The following is a 17,998-nucleotide window of genomic DNA, read 5'->3' on the forward strand; positions in this document are numbered from 1 at the left end:
CATGCTCCGCTTCGCCTACGGCTGCATTCCCTCCGTCATGTCCCTGTACTTCGCCAACACCCTGGTGCGGCGAGCAGGGCTGACGCCCGCGTGCATCCTCCTGTCCGCGGGGGGCCTGCGCTTCCAGAAGAAACGCTACACCCCGGCCCAGGTGCTGCCTGTCTTCCTGAAGCAGTTTGGCCCGCGCTTCACCGGCTACAACGTACTCGCCGGGCTGAGCGGCTCGCTGCCCTTCAGCATTCCCGCCTCGGGGTTGATGAGCTTCCAGGCGCTCTCCCAGGCGTATGGCATTCCGCTGGTCATCAGTGATGACTTCTCCGGAGCGGCCACGGTGAGCGAGCTCGAGCGGCACGGGGTGGAGTTGTTCCTCACCAGCATGTGCGATCAAATCATCCGGGAGCCGCTGCTCAGTTTGCCGCGCCATGGCTGTTTGAACATCCATCCATCGATGCTGCCGGAGTTCCGCGGCGTGGACTCCGTCTTCCAGGCCATGCTGAACGGCGTGTCTGAGATTGGCACGACACTCCACCGCACCACCGCGCGCATCGACGCGGGCGACGTGCTGGCCCAGAGCGCGTTCACCCGCACGGCCACCGATTCACACCTGGCGCTGACGGCGAAGGCGACCGCGGCGGGCATTGCCCTGCTCAAGCGGCACATCGAGGCGCTGGAGCGAGGAGAGACACCGGACGCGCGCCCCATCGACGTGAGCCGGGCGCGCCATCCCTACCGCTCCTGGCCGGAACGGGAGGAGCTGCGCCGCTTCCACGCCCAGGGGAACACCTTCTGGCGGGCGTCGGACTTCCGCCGCATCCTCGCCTTCGAGGACGTGCTGGCGGCATAGCGCGGCGGAAACGACACGCCGGACGGGAGAGGCTCCCGCCCGGCGTGGATGCTTCGGACCGCGGACTACTTGCCGCGGATGATGGACTCGCTGTGGATGGTCAGCGCGCTCGCGGCGGCCGTCAGGTCGATGGCCGAGAAGCTGGTGTACGGGTAGTGGCCATCGCCCAGCTCCTCGACGAACTCGACGTGGTCACCGCTGACCTCGCGGCCGTCGAAGTTGAACGTGAAAGCTCCCGGCGTCGCGCTGCGGAAGGACCACACGCAGGCGCCCGTGGGGATGGGGGCATTGAACCCGAAGGTCATGTGGTTGCGGAAGCCCGTGTGGATGGGCGTGAAACCGATGTGGATGTCGTACCAGGACGCATCCATCGGGAACCAGAGGCCGCGGTTGATGTGCCGGCCCTGAAACTGACCGCCGTTGTACACGTACACGCTGTAGGTCGAACCGCCCGGCGTGCCGGTGAACTGCGGCTGGAACGTCACCTGGCCCGGCTCACGGCCGATGCCGACCTGGATGGTGCTGACCACCTGGTCGCCATCACGCGCCGCCAGGGCGAAGCCCTGTCCGGCCTTGGCCAGGTCCTGGAAGACGGCCTTCTGCTCCCACTGCGTCGCGGCGGCGAAGTTGCTGGAGACGCCGTCGTTGGTGGCCTTCGCCAGGCCGGTGACGTTGAGGCCCTTCTCCGTGCGCGCGAGCTTCGCATTGCCCGTGGCGCAGTTCGTGATGCCGGCGAAGGTCTCAACGCACTGCTGCTTCACGGGCGCTTCCTGGGCCGAAAGCGCGTCAGCCTCGGCCGTCTGCGACTCCTCGCCCTGGCAACCCGCGGCCGTCAGACTCAGGAGTGCTGCCGCCATCAGGCGGCCCGTCAGCTTGATGCTCATGGATGAAAAACCTCTCGTTGGGGGATGACGACTGCCGGGTCTCCGGTGAAGACCCAGAAGCCGCGTTTGCACCCAGCGCGCCAGCGCGTGGCGGACGGCGCCGTCGCTCGGTGCGGGCTCACCGGCCACCCCGCTCACGAGCACGTGACGTAGCGCGCGGCGTCACAGAAACCCGGCTCCTGTGGCGAGCCCTGTTACACCCGCCAGGCAGCCAAGGAGCACCTTTCATGCGGCTTCATGATGCCCTGGGCACGGGTCCAACGAGACACCTGTCGGGTGTGTGCGCTGCGGGCTGGCTGGGTCCTGGGATTTCGTACCAACCCGTCATATCCCCTATGCTTCGCCACAGTCGCCCGGGAGCCCGGCCGGACTTCCCCCCGGAGAAGGCTGGAACATGAACAGCGCCAGCGTGAATGAATCCCCCACGGATCGTCGTCGCTTTCCTCGGCTCGAGGCGCCGCTCTATGCCCGGCCCGCACGACTGAGGCGCGTGGACAAGCAGCAGGTGCTGGACGCCAGCCTGGGGGGCATCCGCATCTACTCCGACGAACAGTACACCCAGGACTCCGAGTTGGAGCTGGACCTGTTCCTGCGCGACGGCACTTCGCTGGAGTGCAAAGCGCGTGTGGCCTGGACGCGCAAGCTTCCCAAGGACGCGGTGGCGCGCTTTGAAGTCGGCCTGGCCTTCACGGACGTACCGCCGCTGGCCATGGACAAGCTCAAGTCGGTGCTCGTCGTGGATGACGAGGGCGGCCCGAGCGGCTCATAGCTTCCCGGCGGCGGGGACGCCCGCCAGGGCTTCCTCCAGCACGGCCCGCAGCTCCTGCTCCAACCCCGGCACCGACGCCCTCCGGAGCGCACCTCCGCCTCTGAAGAGTGACAGCCCCTCCAGGAATGCGACCACCAGCGCCGCGCGACGCTCCAGGCGTGACGGGCTGAGCCCGGGCGCCAGTTCACGCAGCAGCGCCACGACGCCCGCCCGGAAGCCCGCATAGAAGACAGCGAGCGCGTCCGCGACCATCTCATCCCGTGCGGCGAGCGCCCACAGCTCCGCGAAGAGCTGGCAATGGCGCGGTGACTCCTGGTCCTCCAGCAGGGCCTCCACCGCGCGACGAAGCCGCTCCACCGGCGCACGGCCGCCTTCCTCCACCCGCGCATGCACCCGTTGGCTGGCGGCTTCCAGGTAGCGCGCGAGCAGCGCCCGCACCACGTCCTGCTTCGCGGGGAAGTAGTACTGGAGGTTGCCCACGCTGAGCCCCGCCCGCTGAGCCACCCGGCGCAGCGTGAGCCCCGAATGGCCCTCCTCCACCAGTGTGTCGGTGGCCGCATCGAGGATGGACGCCACGCGCTCGGTCCCCTTGGCGTGGACGGCGGTCCCCTCGCGAGGCTTCGACGACGGCAGCTTCCCCCGCGTGGTGCGTGGCATCAGGCCGCCTCCCGGCGCGGTTGTTCCTCGAACCGGACCTGGACGCCGCACCCGCGCAGCGCCGCCAGGGCCTGCTCCGGACGCGCGTCGTGCTCCGGGAACCACACGCCCGCGGCGGGAGGCGGCGCGCCATCCCATCCCAGCAAGCGCTCCGTCCCCAACACCGCGCCCACGGCCGTGAGGTGGGCCTGTCCCTTCGGGTCCACCACCTCGATGCGCAGCGCTCCGCGAGGGCCCTCCACGTCCGCCACCCACGCCGCCTCACCGCCCGTGCCGCTGCTGGCCATCAGCGCGCGCCGCACGGACGTCAGGCGGGGATGCTGGAGCAGCCGGAGCAACCCCACCTGCTGGAGCGCCGCGAGCATCCAGGTGACGGTGCCCGAATCGAACCCCAGCCGCGTCGACACCGTGCGCGCGCCCAGCACCAGCGGCAGCGTGGCCTGCTCGGGCGTGTCGAGCCGGAAGACACGCGTGGGCCGCCCATCCGGGAACATCACCCGGCGGCCATCCGTCAGCGGCAACACCTGCCGTTCCTTCCCGCCCTCCGTGATGTCGAAGGCCATCCCCAGCCGGTCCATGTACTCCACCGAGTCCGGACCCGCCTGGTCCGCCAGGGCGAAGCGGATGCCCACGTCGACGCGCTCGGCGCCTCCCACCCGCTCCGACGCGCCCGCGACGAGCCTGGGCACCAGTCCCGCCATCCACGCGGAGCTGAGCAGGACGGGTGCCCGTGGGGGCGTCCCCGACAGCCGCAGCACCGCCGACTTCACACGCGACGTCCAGCGGGTGATGTCGAGCACCGCCACGCCTTCCCGGACCGCCGAGCGCAGCACCGCATCGTCCGGGTCATTGACCAGCGACACCACGGCCCTGGGCCGTCCGGACAGGCACGCCAGCGGGTCAGGCGCCGTCACATCCAGCACCGCGGCTTCCGCGTTCCCCAGCCGCCGGGCCAACACCTCCGCGGGCTCGCGGCGGCGGCCAGCGATGACCAGCGGAAGGTCCGGATGCCGCTCCCGCAACAACTGCGCGAGCCACGTCCCCACCACGCCGTAGCCCCCCACCAGAACGACACTGTCCTCAGCCACCATTGCGCGCTCCACCCACCCGGCGTGGGTCATCCACGCCGCTTGGAGCCTTAATTAGGTCATGTGACCTATATTTTCACGACAATCGTCCTGGCCGCGCGGCCGGGGGTGGCCCACGTCCCTGGCGTTGTGCTCCGGCCCTATCTGCCGCAGGCTTGCCCCCGTGAGGGCGCCCGAGCAGATGGCGGTGGCTGAACCCCAGAGGGCCGGGCGCGCGCGGCTCGCCTTCGAACGCGCCGGTCCACGCACCATCGTGCGCACCGCGTTGGCGCACAGTCCGCTGCGGCTGCTCACGCCCCGGAACCACGGCCACGCGGCCTGGGCCTACACCAGCTCCTTCGGAGGAGGCCTGGTGGACGGCGACCAGGTCTCCCTGGAGGTAGACGTGGCCGCGGGTGCCACGGCGCTGCTGGCCAGCCAGGGTGCCAACCGCGTCTACCGCTCGCCCCGGGGGTGCCGGAACGACATGGTCGCCCGCGTGGAGGAAGGCGCGCTGCTGGCCTTCGTCCCGGACCCCACCGCGTGCTTCGCCGGTGCCCGGTATGCCCAGACGCTGGACGTGCGGCTCGCGCCCGGCGCCTCGCTGGTGCTCGCGGACGTCATCACCTCCGGCCGCAGCGCCAGTGGTGAACGGTGGGCATTCGCCCACTACGACTCCACCCTGCGCGTCTCCGTCGGCGGCCGTGCGCTCGTGGACGAGCGCTGGCTCTTGGACCCACGGCACGGCGCGCTGCCCGAGCGCCTGGGCCGCTTCAACGCATTGGCCACCGTGCTGCTGGTGGGCCCCAAGCTCGCGGAGGCCCGTGGGCCCCTCTCCGCCCAGCTCGCCGCGCTGCCAGTGACGTCGCGCGCGGAGCTCGTACCCACGGCCAGCCCCCTGGGCGAGGACGGCCTGCTCCTCCGGGCCGCGGCCGTCTCCGTGGAGGCGATGTTGCACACCACACACGCGTGGCTGTCCTTCCTCCCGGCGCTGTTGGGCGATGACCCCTGGGCTCGCCGCGTCTGACGGGGCCGCCTTGGAAGCCATTGACGCGACGCTCTAGGCTGGCGGGGTGCACCTCTCCCCTCGCGATGTCGACAAGCTGCTGCTGCATCAAGCTGGCTTCCTCGCCCAGAAGCGCCTCGCGCGCGGGGTGCGGCTGAACTATCCGGAGGCGGTGGCGCTCATCGCCACGCAGCTCCTGGAGTTCATCCGCGACGGCCGCGGCGTGGCCGAGCTGATGGACCTGGGGCGTCAGCTACTCGGACGCGCGCAGGTGATGGACGGCGTGCCGGAGATGCTGGCGGAGGTGCAGGTGGAGGGCACCTTCCCGGACGGATCCAAGCTGGTGACGGTGCACCACCCCGTGGTAGCCGAGCACGGCAACCTGGAGCTCGCACTGTACGGCAGCTTCCTCCCCGTTCCTCCGCTGGAGCGCTTCAGCGCGGCGGCGCGAACGGAGGAAGGGCGTCCCGGCGAAGTGCGCGTGCAGCCGGGCGACGTCATCCTCAACGACGGGCGAGACACCGTCACCGTCAGCGTCACCCACCGGGGTGACCGGCCCATCCAGGTGGGCAGCCACTACCACTTCTTCGAAACAAACCGCGCGCTGGTGTTCGACCGGGCCCGGGCCTACGGCCGCCGGCTGAACATCCCCGCGGGCACCGCGGTGCGCTTCGAGCCGGGTGAGCGCAAGACGGTGCCACTGGTCGCCATCGCTGGTGACGCGGTGGTGCGCGGCGGCAACGCGCTGGGCAGCGGCAAGGTGACACCGGAGGGCCGCGAGCGCGCGCTGGACGCGGTGCGCGCCCAGGGCTTCGGTCACGAGGAGGAGCGCGGATGAGCCGGAAGATGGACCGCCGCCACTACGCGGACATGTTCGGCCCCACCACGGGAGACCGGGTGCGGCTGGGGGACACGGAGCTCTGGGCGGAGGTGGAGCGCGACGCCACCGTCTACGGCGACGAGTGCAAGTTCGGCGGTGGCAAGGTGCTGCGCGAGGGCATGGGCCAGCAGGCCGGCGTGGGGGACGCGGACGCGCTCGACTGCGTCATCACCAACGCGCTCATCCTCGACTGGACGGGCATCTACAAGGCGGACATCGGCATCAAGGGCGGCCGCATCGCCGGCATCGGCAAGGCGGGCAACCCGGACGTCATGGCGGGCGTGACACCGGGCATGGTGGTGGGCGTCACCACGGAAGCCATTGCCGGCGAAGGCCTCCTCGTCACCGCGGGCGCGCTGGACACGCACATCCATTTCATTTGTCCCCAGCAGGCGGACGAAGCGCTGGCCAGCGGCGTCACCACCTGGGTGGGCGGCGGCACCGGGCCCGCCACGGGCACCAAGGCCACCACCTGCACGCCGGGCGCGTGGAACCTCCAGCGAATGCTGGAGGCCACGGACACGATTCCGCTCAACATCGGTCTCACCGGCAAGGGCAACACGTCCCTGCCCCAGGGACTGGTGGAGCAGATTCGCGCGGGCGCCATCGGGCTGAAGCTGCACGAGGACTGGGGCACCACACCGGCCGCCATCGACACCTGCCTCACCCTGGCCGAGGGCGAGGACATCCAGGTCACCATCCACACGGACACGCTGAATGAGTCCGGCTACGTGGATGACTCGCTGGCCGCGTTCAAGGGCCGCACCATCCATACGTACCACTCCGAGGGCGCGGGCGGCGGGCATGCTCCGGACATCATCCGCGTGTGCGGCGAGCCCAACGTGCTGCCCAGCTCCACGAACCCCACGCGCCCGTACACGGTGAACACGCTGGATGAGCATCTGGACATGCTCATGGTGTGTCACCACCTGGACCCGGAGATTCCCGAGGACGTGGCCTTCGCGGAGAGCCGCATCCGGGGAGAAACCATCGCCGCGGAGGACATCCTCCACGACATGGGCGCCATCAGCATCATGGCCTCCGACAGCCAGGCCATGGGCCGCGTGGGCGAAGTCATCTGCCGGACGTGGCAGACGGCGCACAAGATGCGCGAGCAGCGCGGCCGGTTGCCAGAGGAGCGCGGCGACAACGACAACCTCCGCATCCGCCGCTACGTGGCGAAGTACACCATCAACCCCGCCATCGCCCACGGCATGTCCCACGAGGTGGGCTCGGTGGAGGTGGGCAAGCTGGCGGACCTGGTGCTGTGGAAACCGGCCTTCTTCGGCATCAAACCGGAGTTGGTGGTGAAGGGCGGCTTCATCGCCTGGGCGCAGATGGGGGACGCCAACGCCTCCATCCCCACGCCGCAGCCCTACATGATGCGGCCGATGTTCGGCGCTCGAGGCCGGGCGCTGGGCGCCACCAGCGTGGCCTTCATCTCCGGCCGCGCCTTCGCCGAGGGCACGGTGAAGGACCTGGGGCTCACCAAGCGGCTGGTCGCCGTCAGTGGCTGCCGCAACCTGGGCAAGAAGGACATGAAACTCAACGACACGAGGCCCACCCTCACCGTGGACCCGGAGACCTACGAGGTCCGCGCGGATGGCGAGCTGCTTCGCGGTGAGCCCGCGAAGCGCCTGCCCCTGGCCCAGCTCTACTCGCTGTTCTGAGAGGGGCGTGAGGCATGGGCGCGACGTGGCGGGTGCTCCAGTTGGCGGACTCCGGTTTTCCCACCGGAGGCTTCGCGCACTCCGGAGGGCTGGAGGCCGCGGTGCAACTGGGCGAGGTGCGAGGCCCCGCGGAGCTGCGGCGCTTCATCCGGGACTTGCTGTGGCAGACGGGCCATGGCGCGCTGCCGCTCTTGAGCGCCGCGCACCGTGAGCCCACGTCGCTGCCCGCGCTGGACGCGCGCGCGGAGGCGTTCCTCTCCAGCCACGTGGCCAACCGCGCCAGCCGCACGCAGGGCCGGGCCTTCCTGGACACCTGTGCGCGCATCTTTCCCCGGCCGGTGACACCGGTGCGCGAGGCGGCCCGCGCCGCCGGGCTGCGCTTCCACCATGCGCCCGTGTTCGGCGCGGTGCTGCACGCGTTGGACGTGTCGCTGGAGGACGCGCAGCAGCTCTTCCTGTCCCTCTCCTTGAGGGGCGCGCTGTCCGCGGCGGTGCGGCTGGGCATCGCGGGCACGCACGAATCCCACCAACTCCAGCATCAGGCCACGCCCCTGCTGGACGAAGTGCTGGCGCAGTGCGCGGGGCTGGGGGTGGAGGCGCTGGCACAGCCGTCTCCCCTGCTCGACCTGTTCGGCGCCACGCACGACCGGCTCTATTCCAGGCTGTTCCAGTCCTGAGTGAGGTGAAGCGCACATGCACGACGACCACCGCGGCCACGGACACGACGACGACCATGACCACGAGCACGAGGAGTGGGACCACCCGGGCCACTACCACGAGCGCGAGGAGCCTCAGCGGCGCGACTACAAGGCACGCGCCTTCACGGTTGGCATTGGCGGGCCGGTGGGCAGCGGGAAGACGGCGCTGGTGTTGGCGCTGTGCCGCAAGCTGCGCGAACGCCACCGCCTGGGTGTCGTCACCAACGACATCTTCACCCAGGAGGACGCGGAGTTCCTCGTCCGCAACCAGGCGCTGTCCCCGGAGCGCATCAAGGCGGTGGAGACGGGCGGCTGCCCCCACGCGGCCATCCGCGAGGACATCAGCCACAACCTGCTGGCGCTGGAACAATTGATGGAGGCGCTGGCGCCAGAGCTGCTCATCGTCGAGAGCGGCGGCGACAACCTGGCGGCGCAGTACAGCCGCGAGCTGGCGGACTACACCGTCTACGTCATCGACGTGGCCGGCGGGGACAAGGTGCCGCGCAAGGGCGGCCCTGGCATCACCCAGTCCGACCTGCTGGTCATCAACAAGACGGACCTGGCGCCGTATGTCGGCGCGGACCTGGGGGTCATGGACCGTGACTCCCGGAAGATGCGCGGCGAAGGCCCCTTCATCTTCACCCAGGTCACCAAGGACGTGGGCGTGGACGCAGTGGCCGAGCACATCCTCGGCGCGTGGCGGCAGCGCACTGGCGCCCGGGCATCCTGAAGTCACACGTCCGCTCGCGCCGGTGATGAGCCGCCGCGAGCGGACTCGCAACATCACCTTGAGCGCGTCAGTGGCTCGACCACATTCACGGTGGTCGTGCCGTGCCACACGAGGCCGTAGTCATCCTTGAAGATGTCCAGGTCCACCGTATGGGCGCCACGTGCGCTCGGCGGAATGGACTTGGTCATCGTGAAGGTGAAGGCACCACCTGGGGGCAGATTCACACCCCAGTCGGAGAAGGCGGTGTCCCAACCCGAGGGCAGGCTGGAATAGAAGTCGTACCAGACCCAATCACAGCCACCGGCATCGTTGTTCGTCACGGCCACCGTCCACGTGACGTCCGTGCCCGGCGCCGCCGTCACCGTCTGCGGGGACAGGCTCACCGTGGGCGGCGCGGGGACACAACGCTCGACGATGTCGATGTCCGCCGTGCCCTGCACCGTATGGCCGTCTCGCGTGGCGGCCAGGCCCACGGCGTACGTCCCCAGCGCCACGCTGTAGGGCGTGTACGCCTGGAGGCCCAATGACAGCGAGGCGGACGCGGCGACAGTGACTTGCGCGGGCAGACGGTCGGAGCCCCAACCCTGCGGAAGGATGGCGGCGAGCTGGAAGGTGGACGGAGAACACGCGGGCGAGTCGTGGTTGACGAGAACGACCTCGAACTCCGGCCGGCCTCCGGGCCAGGACGTAGCGGCGAAGGACGTCACCTGCACCTCATGGGGTGCGCGGACGCACGCGGATTGACGGTGCGCGATGCTCACGACGAGGCCCGCGGACGTCGCGGCGTCCACTGTCACGGAGAGGGTGCTGTAGGGGTCGTCCCACGTCGTGCCCGGAAGCAGGGCCGGGTCGGTCCACGACGCCGTCTGCGGCGTGAAGTCGAGCAGGTGCGAGCCACTCTGCGTCGTCGCATCCGCGTAGTGCACGAGCGCGCCGCCGAACACCTGCGGCGCCAGCGTCGCATCATAGCCCCCCACGGGCTGGCGGTACTCCAACCACAGCCAGTCATTGCCCCCAGGCCGCCGCCGCACCTTGAGCGCCTTCAGCCCGCCCGACGCGACCACGGGCGCGAGGGTGAAGGTGCCGTCCACGCCGTCCACTTCGGCCACGGCGGACGCGTCCAGCCAGCCAATGCGTGCCTTCTGCGGCGCCGCGTAGTGGCCCAGGTTCCACCGTCCCATCGTCGAGAAGACATCCCCGTACTCGTCGATGACACCCGTCGCCCCCGGCAGGCCCAGGGCCTCCGCGCCGAAGTCGCGCGAGCTCGCATGGCCCAACGTGAGGTTGTGCCCCGCCTCGTGCGTCACCAACTCCACGGCACTGTCGTGGACCATCATGGACTCCGCCACGAGCCACGAAGTGGAGGCCGTCACGGTACCGTCCGCCGTCTGCACCTGCCCACAGGACACCGTGGCCTGACCGGCGTAGGAACAGCCCGCCTGCGGCCGTGGGTGGACAATGAAGATGCGGTCGTACTGCGTGAAGTCCACGTCCGCATCCGCCGCCCGCACCGCGGCCTCACGCATGGCCGCGCCTTCACTGCACGAATAGGCGCGGTCCAGCGTGTACCAGCTCACCACGTCGCCCGTGGTGGTGGTGCGGCCCTCGGACACCTCGCTCCAGTAATCCGCCAGCGAACGGCGCGTCGTGGAGAAGAACACGTCGTGGACCGCCTGCGGGGTGAGGCCGGGCCGGGCCATGCCGGGGAACTCCGTCATGATGACCAGGCTGCGCTGCACGCCGCTGACGCCACACGCGCTCGCCGTGCTCAGCGACGACGCGGCATGGGTGTCCACGTCCACGCCCTGGGCGATGAGCTGGCCGCCCTGCTCGCGCCCACGCACCTTCACCTGGAGCCCGCTGCGAAGTCCCGGCGGCGCGCCGTGTTCGAAGCGCACCTGGCGGAGCTGGTTCCCCTGCTTCACGAAGTACTCTTCCCACGACGCGGCGGGCGAAGGCGGGTCCACCACCACGACCTCCAGCTCCCCCTCCCATGACTCCTGACGGCTCACCGTTTCATGTGGTGGCGACCCGTCCTGCGCTTCATCTACGTCGGAAACCTGCGCGCTACAGGCCGCGAGCCACACGGCCGATACCATGCTCCACGTGCGGGACATTTCCCCTCCGGAGAACGGCGGCCCGGAACGGGTCGCCGCGCGCCTTGTGCCCGGAGCGATTCACTCGCGCAATGCATCTCCGACGAAGCCAGGGAGCCGGGGGGCGGATTACTCCCAATCCTCACCGTCGAACCTCGGAATGACGACGGCCGAGTATTGAGACTCTGGGAGGTAGATCACCTCCAGCTCCGTTCCTGGCGCGAGCAGGTGGCCGTGCTCGGGGCTCAGGGTCCGCTGCTGCACCAGCATCCAGGGCGCTCCGCCGTCCACGCCGTCGACCTGAAACGTCATCACAGTGGTGCGCTGGCGGTTGCGGTCCAGGACGCCGGCCTCCGCTTTCACCAGCCGGGCCCATGCGCGCTGCCCGTGCGTCCAGATGCGCCTACGCTTCCGGCGCGCCAGTCGCACGATGACGATGACGAGCGACATGGCGGCGACGAATCCGCCCGCCCAGGCAATCCACCCCGTGATGTCGTCGTGGCCAGTCATGAAGGCGGGAGCCTAGCTGGACTGCGATGCCTGGCGAAGGCTGGGGACCCGATGGGGCGCTGGCACGCGGCCCCGTGAATGCAACGGAGGGGGCGCCTTCCCGTCCGCCCTCCGGGCTGAGGGAAAGGCACGATGGGCACTCCGCCAGGTCCGCCCCACCTTGTGAGGCATGGGTTCAATGGAGGAGGACGCCCCGGAGGTGTCGGCCGCCCTGCTGGAGGGCATCCGAGCCGCCGCGCTCCCCGTGTCGGGCCGCGCTTCGGACCTGGACCCGCTCATCGAGAGTATCGGTGATGCGCGGTTCGTCCTGCTAGGCGAGGCCACACACGGGACACACGAGTTCTACCAGGCACGCGCCACCCTCACCCGCCGCCTCATCGCCGAGCAGGGTTTCCGCGCGCTGGTGGTGGAGGCCGACTGGCCGACCGCCCTGCGCGTCGACACGTTCGTGCGGGGTAACGGGCAGGACACGACGGCCGCTGGCGCCCTGGGCAACTTCCAGCGATTCCCGCGGTGGATGTGGCGCAACCGGGAGATGGAGGAGTTGGTCACCTGGATGCGTGCCCACAACGCCACGGTGCCTCCGGAGCAGCGAGCGGGCTTCTACGGCATGGACCTGTACAGCCTTCACGACTCCATGCGGGAGGTGGTGGCCTGGTTGGACACGGTGGACCCGGACGCCGCACAGCGAGCCCGCGAGCGCTACGCCTGCTTCGACCACTTCGGCCCCGAGCCCCACGTCTATGGCCAGTCCACCACGTCGGGGCAGGCGGACTCGTGCGAGGAGCAGGTCTGGGCCCAGTTCGTGGAGCTGCAGCGGCGGAGGACTCGAGGGCCCGAGGGCGCGGACGCCCGCTTCCACGCCGAGCAGAACGCCCGGCTCGTCGCCAACGCGGAGGCGTACTACCGCGCCGTGTATGCGGGCCAGCACGAAGGCTGGAACCTGCGTGACACGCACATGGCGGACACGGTGGACGCGCTCGCGGCGCACCTGTCACGCAGCGGTCCACCGGCCCGGTTGGTCATCTGGGCGCACAACTCCCACCTGGGTGATGCCCGCGCCACGCAGCTGGGTGACCAGGGAGAGCTCAACGTGGGCCAACTCCTGCGCGAGCGGCACGGCGCGGCCACATACAACGTGGGCTTCACCACGTACACAGGCGTGGTCATCGCCGCGCACGAATGGGGCGAGCCCGGCCTGCGACGCCGCATCCAGCCCGCCATGTCCGGCAGCTACGAGCGCCTGTTCCACGACGTGGGCATGCCCGCGTTCCTGCTGCGCATGGCCGAGCTGGGCGAAGCGGCGGGCGGCCTGCACGAGCGCCGCCTGGAGCGTGCCATCGGCGTGGTGTACGCGCCGCGCACCGAGCGGTGGAGCCACTACTTCCACGCGAACCTGCCCGCGCAGTTCGACGCGGTGCTGCACTACGACGAGACGCGGGCGCTGCGTCCGTTGGACACGGATGCCGGGCACGAAGTGGAGGACGCGCCCGACACGTATCCGTTCGGATTGTGAGGAGGCTAGTTCGCCTGAGCGGGCGCCCACTCCTTGATGGGCGGCGTCTGCGGCGCGGGCACCTTCGCCGGCGGCCTGCCGGTGGTCGACTTCGGCGGCTTCTGGCTCCGCACCAGGTGCCGCTCGATGCGCCGCTTCACCTCCGGCAGCACGTCGTTGGGGATGGGGATGGAGAGGTTGTACTGGGCAATCTTCCAGGTGCCGGCGTCCTTCACCAGCACGCCGCTGCCGCGGCTGGGGCCCAGGTTGGGCGTATCCAACGCCTCGTCGAACCAGGCCACCGCGCCGTCCTTCGAGAAGAAGATGTGGCGTGACGTCGCCTTGAAGTTCCAGGCCTCGCCCTTGGAGAAGTACGGCTTCGCCCAGGCGCGGAATTCGTCACGGGTCCAACGCTCGGTTGCGTCGGTTCCCAGGTACACCGCGTCGTCGGTGAAGTGGCCGAAGTAGCGCGCCTCGTCCGCGGCGGCGGCGGCCTGGTGCCAGTCATCCAGCACGGCGGTGATGGCTGCCTTCGGGTCGGCGGGGGCCGTGTTCGCGGGAGCGGAGGCGAGCACGAAGAGCAGCAAGGAAACGGTAGGCACGCGGAAGACCTCGTCAGGCAAGGCGTTCAAGGTATGAAGCGGCACGGCCCGCCCCGCGTCAAGGCGCACGGGGTGGAGAGAAAGGCACGAATCGCATGGTCCTCGAGAGTTTCCTGGTGGGTGAGGGCGATGTGCCCACGGTGATGCTGCACGGCTTCCTGGGCACGGGGCGCAATCTGCGCTCACTGGCGACGGCGTGGAGCGCCGCGGACCCGAGCCGGCGCATCCTCCTGCCGGACCTCACCGGGCATGGGACGTCCCCTGCCCTGCCGGCGAACTCGGACCTCTACAGCATGGCCCGGGACGTGGTGGACACGGCGCGTGCGCAGGGGTTCCAGGGTCCGTTCGACTGGGTGGGGCATTCGCTGGGAGGGAGGGTGACGCTCGCGGCGAGCCTCAATGTCCCGGAGGCCGTCCGGAGCGTGTCGTTGCTGGACATCGCCCCGGGGCCCGTCCCGGGAGACTTGTCGGAGAGTGGCAAGGTGCTGGGCATCCTGCTCCAGGCACCGGCCCAGGCGGAGAACCGCCGTGCGATGCGCGCGGAGCTCACGGGCCGCGGCTTGTCGGAGCCGCTGGCGGACTGGCTGCTGATGAACCTGGTGACGGAGGAGCGCGGCGTACGCTGGCGCTTCGACCGGCAGGGGCTGGCGGGCCTGCACTCGCGCGTGAATGACACGGACCTGTGGACAGCGGTGGAGCGCAAGGACGGGCCGCCGATGCGCTGCCTCCGGGGTGGCCGCTCGAAGTATGTGAGCGACGCGGACGTGGAGCGCCTGGTGGCCGCGGGCTGCCCGGTGGAGACGCTGCCGGAGGCCGGGCACTTCGTCCACGTGGACGCGCCGCAGGCGGTGTTGGCCTGGCTGCGCTGAACTACTGCTGAACTTGGAGGATGCGCCTCAGATGCGCACGCCCAGCAGCAGGCCGGGCCACATCCGGACGCCGCCGGGGCCGCGGCCCAGCTTCCATTGCGGCAGCCAGCTCACGTCGCGGTCCTCGTCCTGGGAGGACGGGTCGTACGCGTTGAGGGACACACCGCCGAAGAGCGCGAAGCGCCGCTTGAGCTCCCACCCCAGCGTGGCGCGCATCCGGAACAGCGTGTTCTTGGGCCCCGAGCCATAGAAGTTCGGCTGCCAGCTGCCGTACGACAGGTCCACGTCCAGCGAGTAGCGGTCCGCCGCATCCAGCGGGACGTGCACGCCCAGGCCCATGTTGAGGAAGGTCCGCAGCGAGTCCTCGCCAATCCCCACGCCCGTGGTGGCCAGCACATAGACTGTCCGGCTCCCATACTTGATGCCCACCGACAGGGGCATGACGTCGTCGGCGGAGAGCTCCAGCACGAAGCGCCCCTTGCGCACGATGCTCAAGAAGCCGATGGGCACCGACACGTCATCCGCGATGTTGATGAACCCCAGCTGCACGCCGCGCACCTCGGCCGCCACGTTGATGAGGCCCACCTGCGCGCCCGCGACGTCCCCGGAGATGTTGATGAGGCCCACCTGTGCGCCCGCGAGCCGCTCCGCCAGGTTGATGCCCACGGCCGCCTGCACGCCACGGAGGCGCGCCGCCGCGCGGTTCGCCGTGGTGCTCACCTGGAAGCCCGTGAAGTCCCGCTCGGCCATGTTGAAGACGGCGGACACCTGCCCGCCTGTCCCGCCACCGAAGGCGAGGTTGCCGCCGAACGCCGTCTGGAGACCGAAAATCTCCCCGCCCGCCACGTTCGCCACGCCCGACACCTGGAACCCCTCCACCGTCCCGTCCACCCACCCCACGCCGGCGGACACGCCCAACCCCTGAAGCTGCATCGAGCGCACGCCCAGCACGCCCAGCGCCAGGTGGTTGCGCCCGCTGCCTCCCCACAGCGAGGTGGTGGCCAGCGGCGGCACCAGCGACAGGTTGAAGGGCACGGAGGGCATGTCGCCGAGGACGACCGGCTCGCCGGTGGACAGGGCCTCGGCCCGCATGTCCGTCCCGCCTCGCGCCGCCGTGCGCGTGAGTGTCATGGGAACGAAGTGCTCGGCGCGCAGCTCCGAGCCCCCCTTCGGCGACACCGTCAACTCCGCCTCGAACCGCTGCGAGGGGCGCTCCAGCACGACCTGATAGCGCCCCGCCTCCAGCCCCAGCGCCAGGCGCCGACCCGCGGGCTTCTGCAGCTCCGCGACCAGCTGGTTGCCCCAGTCGCGCACGAAGAGGCGGCCCTGCACGTCCTCCGCCACCGTGAGCCGCACGCGCGAGGTGCGCAGGTCCGTCAGCACCAGGTCGCCGCTGCCCGCTAGCTGGATGTCATAGGCCGCGTGCTGCGGACCGCCCTGCGAGCGCTCCGTGCGCGCCAGCGTTTCATGGAAGGCGAACTGGTAGGCCTCATGCAGGGTGACGCGGCCGTCGCCGCTGGCGTCCGCCGCGCCGCGCAGGCCCGTCACCAGGAAGTGCGTGAAGAAGGACGCGCCAATGGTGTCCGACTCCTGTGCCACTTCATCCGCGGAGCTGGAGGCGAGGTACGCGTGGCCCCGCACCTGCGACGCCGCGTCCATGAGGAAGCCCGGCCGGTGCACCCCACCCTTGAAGCGCGTCACCGCGCCGGAGCCGCACGAGTCCAGAATCGCGATGCGCACGTCCACGGGCACCGCGCCCAGCCCCTGCTTCAGCGCCGCGTAGGTCAGCCGCTCACCGCGCGGCAGCAGCCCCTCCGCGTCCGAGTGGCCCGAGTAGTAGAGCACCAGCTCGCTGCGAACGCCGTCTGCGGCCGCGGCCTCCACCAGCACCCGCATCCGCTCCAGCGCGCCCAGCAGGCCCTTCCGGTCCGCCTCCAGCAGCAGCACGCGGTCCGCCACCGCCACGCCGCCCAACTCCCCCAGCACGCGGGACATGGCCAGCGCATCCGAGCCCGCGTAGCGCAGCCGCTCGCGTCCCTCACCGCCCTCGCTGGAGCCCACGAGCAGCGCGAAGCGGCGCAGCGTCACCGGGGGCTCTTCCGCCGGGGGCGGCGTGGCCGCGGCGGACACCGTGGCCCACACGCCCAGGCAGGCCGCGGCCAGCAGACCGCACCGGCGGCCCCATTCCCCAGCAGTGGTGCGTCTCATCATCCGCGTTCCACCCCACGCGTCAGGCCCGGCCCGGCCTCAAGCGAGTCCCCTCGGCATATCTCGACTGGAGGCCGACGAGCGAGCCCGGCTCACGGACTCCAGAGCGCCCGCCGCACCAACCAGGAACTGCCGCCCCGGCCGTCCCGCACCACCGCCCAGAACGTCACCTCTTGCGCCTGCGCGCCCTTTGGCGGCTCCCACTCCGTGCGGTGCCGGCCTTCCTGCCCGCCGAAGGACGAGCCACCCGTCTCCTGCGGCGAGAACTCGCCCAGCGTCGCGTGCCAAGAAATCTCCCAGCTCTCCCGCAGCGTCACCGCCTCCAGCCGCAGCCCGGGCACCACGTACGTCTCCTGCAAGGCCACCACGTCCTCGGACGTCACAACGAAGGGCCCGGCGCCCCGCAGCTCCAGCGGCGCCTCCGCGTCCCAGGCCACGTCGTCCACGCGCAGGCCCGGAATCACCGGCTGCACGTTGGCCCGCATACCCTCCACGGCCGGGCACCAGAAGACCATCAGCTTCTGCGCGTACACCCGCTCCTCACCCGCCTGCGTGAAGAGGACCAGCGGCATGCGCAGGCCGCCCAGCCCCAGGTAGGGGTCCAGCTCCTGCACCCGCTCCAGCAGCGGCGTTTCATCCGCCAGCGTGGCCGCGCCCGGTTGGATGCTGAGCGTCAGCTCACCGGGCGCGGTGGTGCCCTCCGCGAGCAGCACGCGGTTGGATTCGTTCGCGCACGTCCGGTCCTCGGGGTCCGCGCATGCCCACAACGTGTACTGGATGGGACGGCCCTCACCCGCCGGGTCCACCAGCAGCGCGCGGTATGTCACGGGCTCGGAGAGTTCATCCAGCGTCGCCGGGTTGAGCTCGCAGGCGGACGCCATGAACTCCGGCGGCTCCGTAGCGAGGCCGAGCACTCGGAAGTCGTGGACGCGCGAAGGCTGGTCCTCGACGTCGACACAGGCGGTGGCGCCCAGCAGCAGCAACAGGCCGCCATACTCGAGCAGGGTCTTCAT

17 protein-coding genes are annotated in these 17,998 nt (G+C 70.4%); 9 read left to right on the forward strand and 8 right to left on the reverse strand.

The window, feature by feature from the left end; genetic code table 11:
* Position 1 precedes the first annotated feature (1 nt).
* A complete protein-coding gene (locus tag F8M74_RS24665; protein WP_141255518.1) occupies positions 2 to 844 on the forward strand; it encodes a formyltransferase family protein in 843 nt (280 codons plus the stop codon).
* Positions 845 to 909: 65 nt separating this feature from the next.
* On the opposite strand, the gene F8M74_RS24670 is transcribed toward F8M74_RS24665, so the two are convergent.
* Positions 910 to 1,728 carry a hypothetical protein gene (locus F8M74_RS24670; protein WP_141255519.1) on the reverse strand — a complete coding sequence of 273 codons (819 nt, stop codon included), beginning with the start codon at positions 1,726 to 1,728 and terminating at the stop codon, positions 910 to 912.
* A gap of 394 nt (positions 1,729 to 2,122) precedes the next feature.
* Between F8M74_RS24670 and F8M74_RS24675 the strand changes: the two genes are divergently transcribed.
* Positions 2,123 to 2,497: a PilZ domain-containing protein gene (locus F8M74_RS24675; RefSeq protein ID WP_228560350.1), complete on the forward strand. Its 375-nt coding sequence runs from the start codon at positions 2,123 to 2,125 to the stop codon at positions 2,495 to 2,497.
* Here the strand turns inward: F8M74_RS24675 and F8M74_RS24680 are convergent.
* Positions 2,492 to 3,154, reverse strand: coding sequence for a TetR/AcrR family transcriptional regulator (locus F8M74_RS24680; protein WP_141255521.1), 663 nt, complete (start codon positions 3,152 to 3,154; stop codon positions 2,492 to 2,494). The genes F8M74_RS24675 and F8M74_RS24680 overlap by 6 nt on opposite strands.
* Positions 3,154 to 4,245: a saccharopine dehydrogenase NADP-binding domain-containing protein gene (locus F8M74_RS24685; RefSeq protein WP_141255522.1), complete on the reverse strand. Its 1,092-nt coding sequence runs from the start codon at positions 4,243 to 4,245 to the stop codon at positions 3,154 to 3,156. Before F8M74_RS24685 ends, F8M74_RS24680 begins: the two co-directional genes overlap by 1 nt.
* Positions 4,246 to 4,423: 178 nt before the next feature.
* Between F8M74_RS24685 and F8M74_RS24690 the strand changes: the two genes are divergently transcribed.
* The 5 genes from F8M74_RS24690 to ureG are packed head-to-tail and all read left to right on the forward strand — an operon-like array spanning position 4,424 to position 9,205.
* Entirely contained in the window at positions 4,424 to 5,248 is an 825-nt protein-coding gene (locus tag F8M74_RS24690; RefSeq protein WP_141255542.1) for an urease accessory protein UreD, read from the forward strand.
* A gap of 46 nt (positions 5,249 to 5,294) precedes the next feature.
* Positions 5,295 to 6,065 carry an urease subunit gamma gene (gene ureA / locus F8M74_RS24695; RefSeq protein WP_141255523.1) on the forward strand — a complete coding sequence of 257 codons (771 nt, stop codon included), beginning with the start codon at positions 5,295 to 5,297 and terminating at the stop codon, positions 6,063 to 6,065.
* Entirely contained in the window at positions 6,062 to 7,777 is a 1,716-nt protein-coding gene (ureC, locus tag F8M74_RS24700) for an urease subunit alpha (protein ID WP_141255524.1), read from the forward strand. Before ureA ends, ureC begins: the two co-directional genes overlap by 4 nt.
* Before the next feature lie 14 nt (positions 7,778 to 7,791).
* Positions 7,792 to 8,454 carry an urease accessory protein UreF gene (locus tag F8M74_RS24705; RefSeq protein WP_141255525.1) on the forward strand — a complete coding sequence of 221 codons (663 nt, stop codon included), beginning with the start codon at positions 7,792 to 7,794 and terminating at the stop codon, positions 8,452 to 8,454.
* Between the two features lie 16 nt (positions 8,455 to 8,470).
* Complete coding sequence (gene ureG / locus F8M74_RS24710) at positions 8,471 to 9,205, forward strand: urease accessory protein UreG (RefSeq protein WP_141255526.1); 735 nt, start codon at positions 8,471 to 8,473, stop codon at positions 9,203 to 9,205.
* A gap of 53 nt (positions 9,206 to 9,258) precedes the next feature.
* Here the strand turns inward: ureG and F8M74_RS24715 are convergent, their stop codons facing one another.
* Together F8M74_RS24715 and F8M74_RS24720 are read right to left on the reverse strand one after the other, a co-directional pair.
* Positions 9,259 to 11,322: a M6 family metalloprotease domain-containing protein gene (locus tag F8M74_RS24715; protein WP_141255527.1), complete on the reverse strand. Its 2,064-nt coding sequence runs from the start codon at positions 11,320 to 11,322 to the stop codon at positions 9,259 to 9,261.
* A gap of 108 nt (positions 11,323 to 11,430) precedes the next feature.
* Positions 11,431 to 11,811, reverse strand: a complete 381-nt coding sequence (locus tag F8M74_RS24720) for a hypothetical protein (RefSeq protein WP_141255528.1) — start codon at positions 11,809 to 11,811, stop codon at positions 11,431 to 11,433.
* A gap of 178 nt (positions 11,812 to 11,989) precedes the next feature.
* Between F8M74_RS24720 and F8M74_RS24725 the strand changes: the two genes are divergently transcribed.
* The gene (locus tag F8M74_RS24725) at positions 11,990 to 13,327 is read left to right on the forward strand and encodes an erythromycin esterase family protein (protein ID WP_228560352.1); all 1,338 of its coding nucleotides are present in this window, start codon (positions 11,990 to 11,992) and stop codon (positions 13,325 to 13,327) included.
* A gap of 5 nt (positions 13,328 to 13,332) precedes the next feature.
* On the opposite strand, the gene F8M74_RS24730 is transcribed toward F8M74_RS24725, so the two are convergent.
* A complete protein-coding gene (locus F8M74_RS24730) occupies positions 13,333 to 13,953 on the reverse strand; it encodes a nuclear transport factor 2 family protein (RefSeq protein WP_141255530.1) in 621 nt (206 codons plus the stop codon).
* 50 nt (positions 13,954 to 14,003) lie between these two features.
* On the opposite strand from F8M74_RS24730, the gene F8M74_RS24735 reads away from it, so the two are divergent.
* Complete coding sequence (locus F8M74_RS24735) at positions 14,004 to 14,777, forward strand: alpha/beta fold hydrolase (protein WP_141255531.1); 774 nt, start codon at positions 14,004 to 14,006, stop codon at positions 14,775 to 14,777.
* A 27-nt stretch (positions 14,778 to 14,804) separates the two neighbouring features.
* Here F8M74_RS24735 and F8M74_RS24740 read toward each other — a convergent pair whose 3' ends face one another.
* Entirely contained in the window at positions 14,805 to 16,988 is a 2,184-nt protein-coding gene (locus tag F8M74_RS24740; protein ID WP_141255532.1) for a caspase family protein, read from the reverse strand.
* Between the two features lie 89 nt (positions 16,989 to 17,077).
* The gene (locus F8M74_RS24745) at positions 17,078 to 17,998 is read right to left on the reverse strand and encodes a hypothetical protein (protein WP_141255533.1); all 921 of its coding nucleotides are present in this window, start codon (positions 17,996 to 17,998) and stop codon (positions 17,078 to 17,080) included.

Source organism: Myxococcus sp. CA023 (assembly GCF_010998615.1).
Taxonomy (GTDB): Bacteria; Myxococcota; Myxococcia; order Myxococcales; family Myxococcaceae; genus Myxococcus.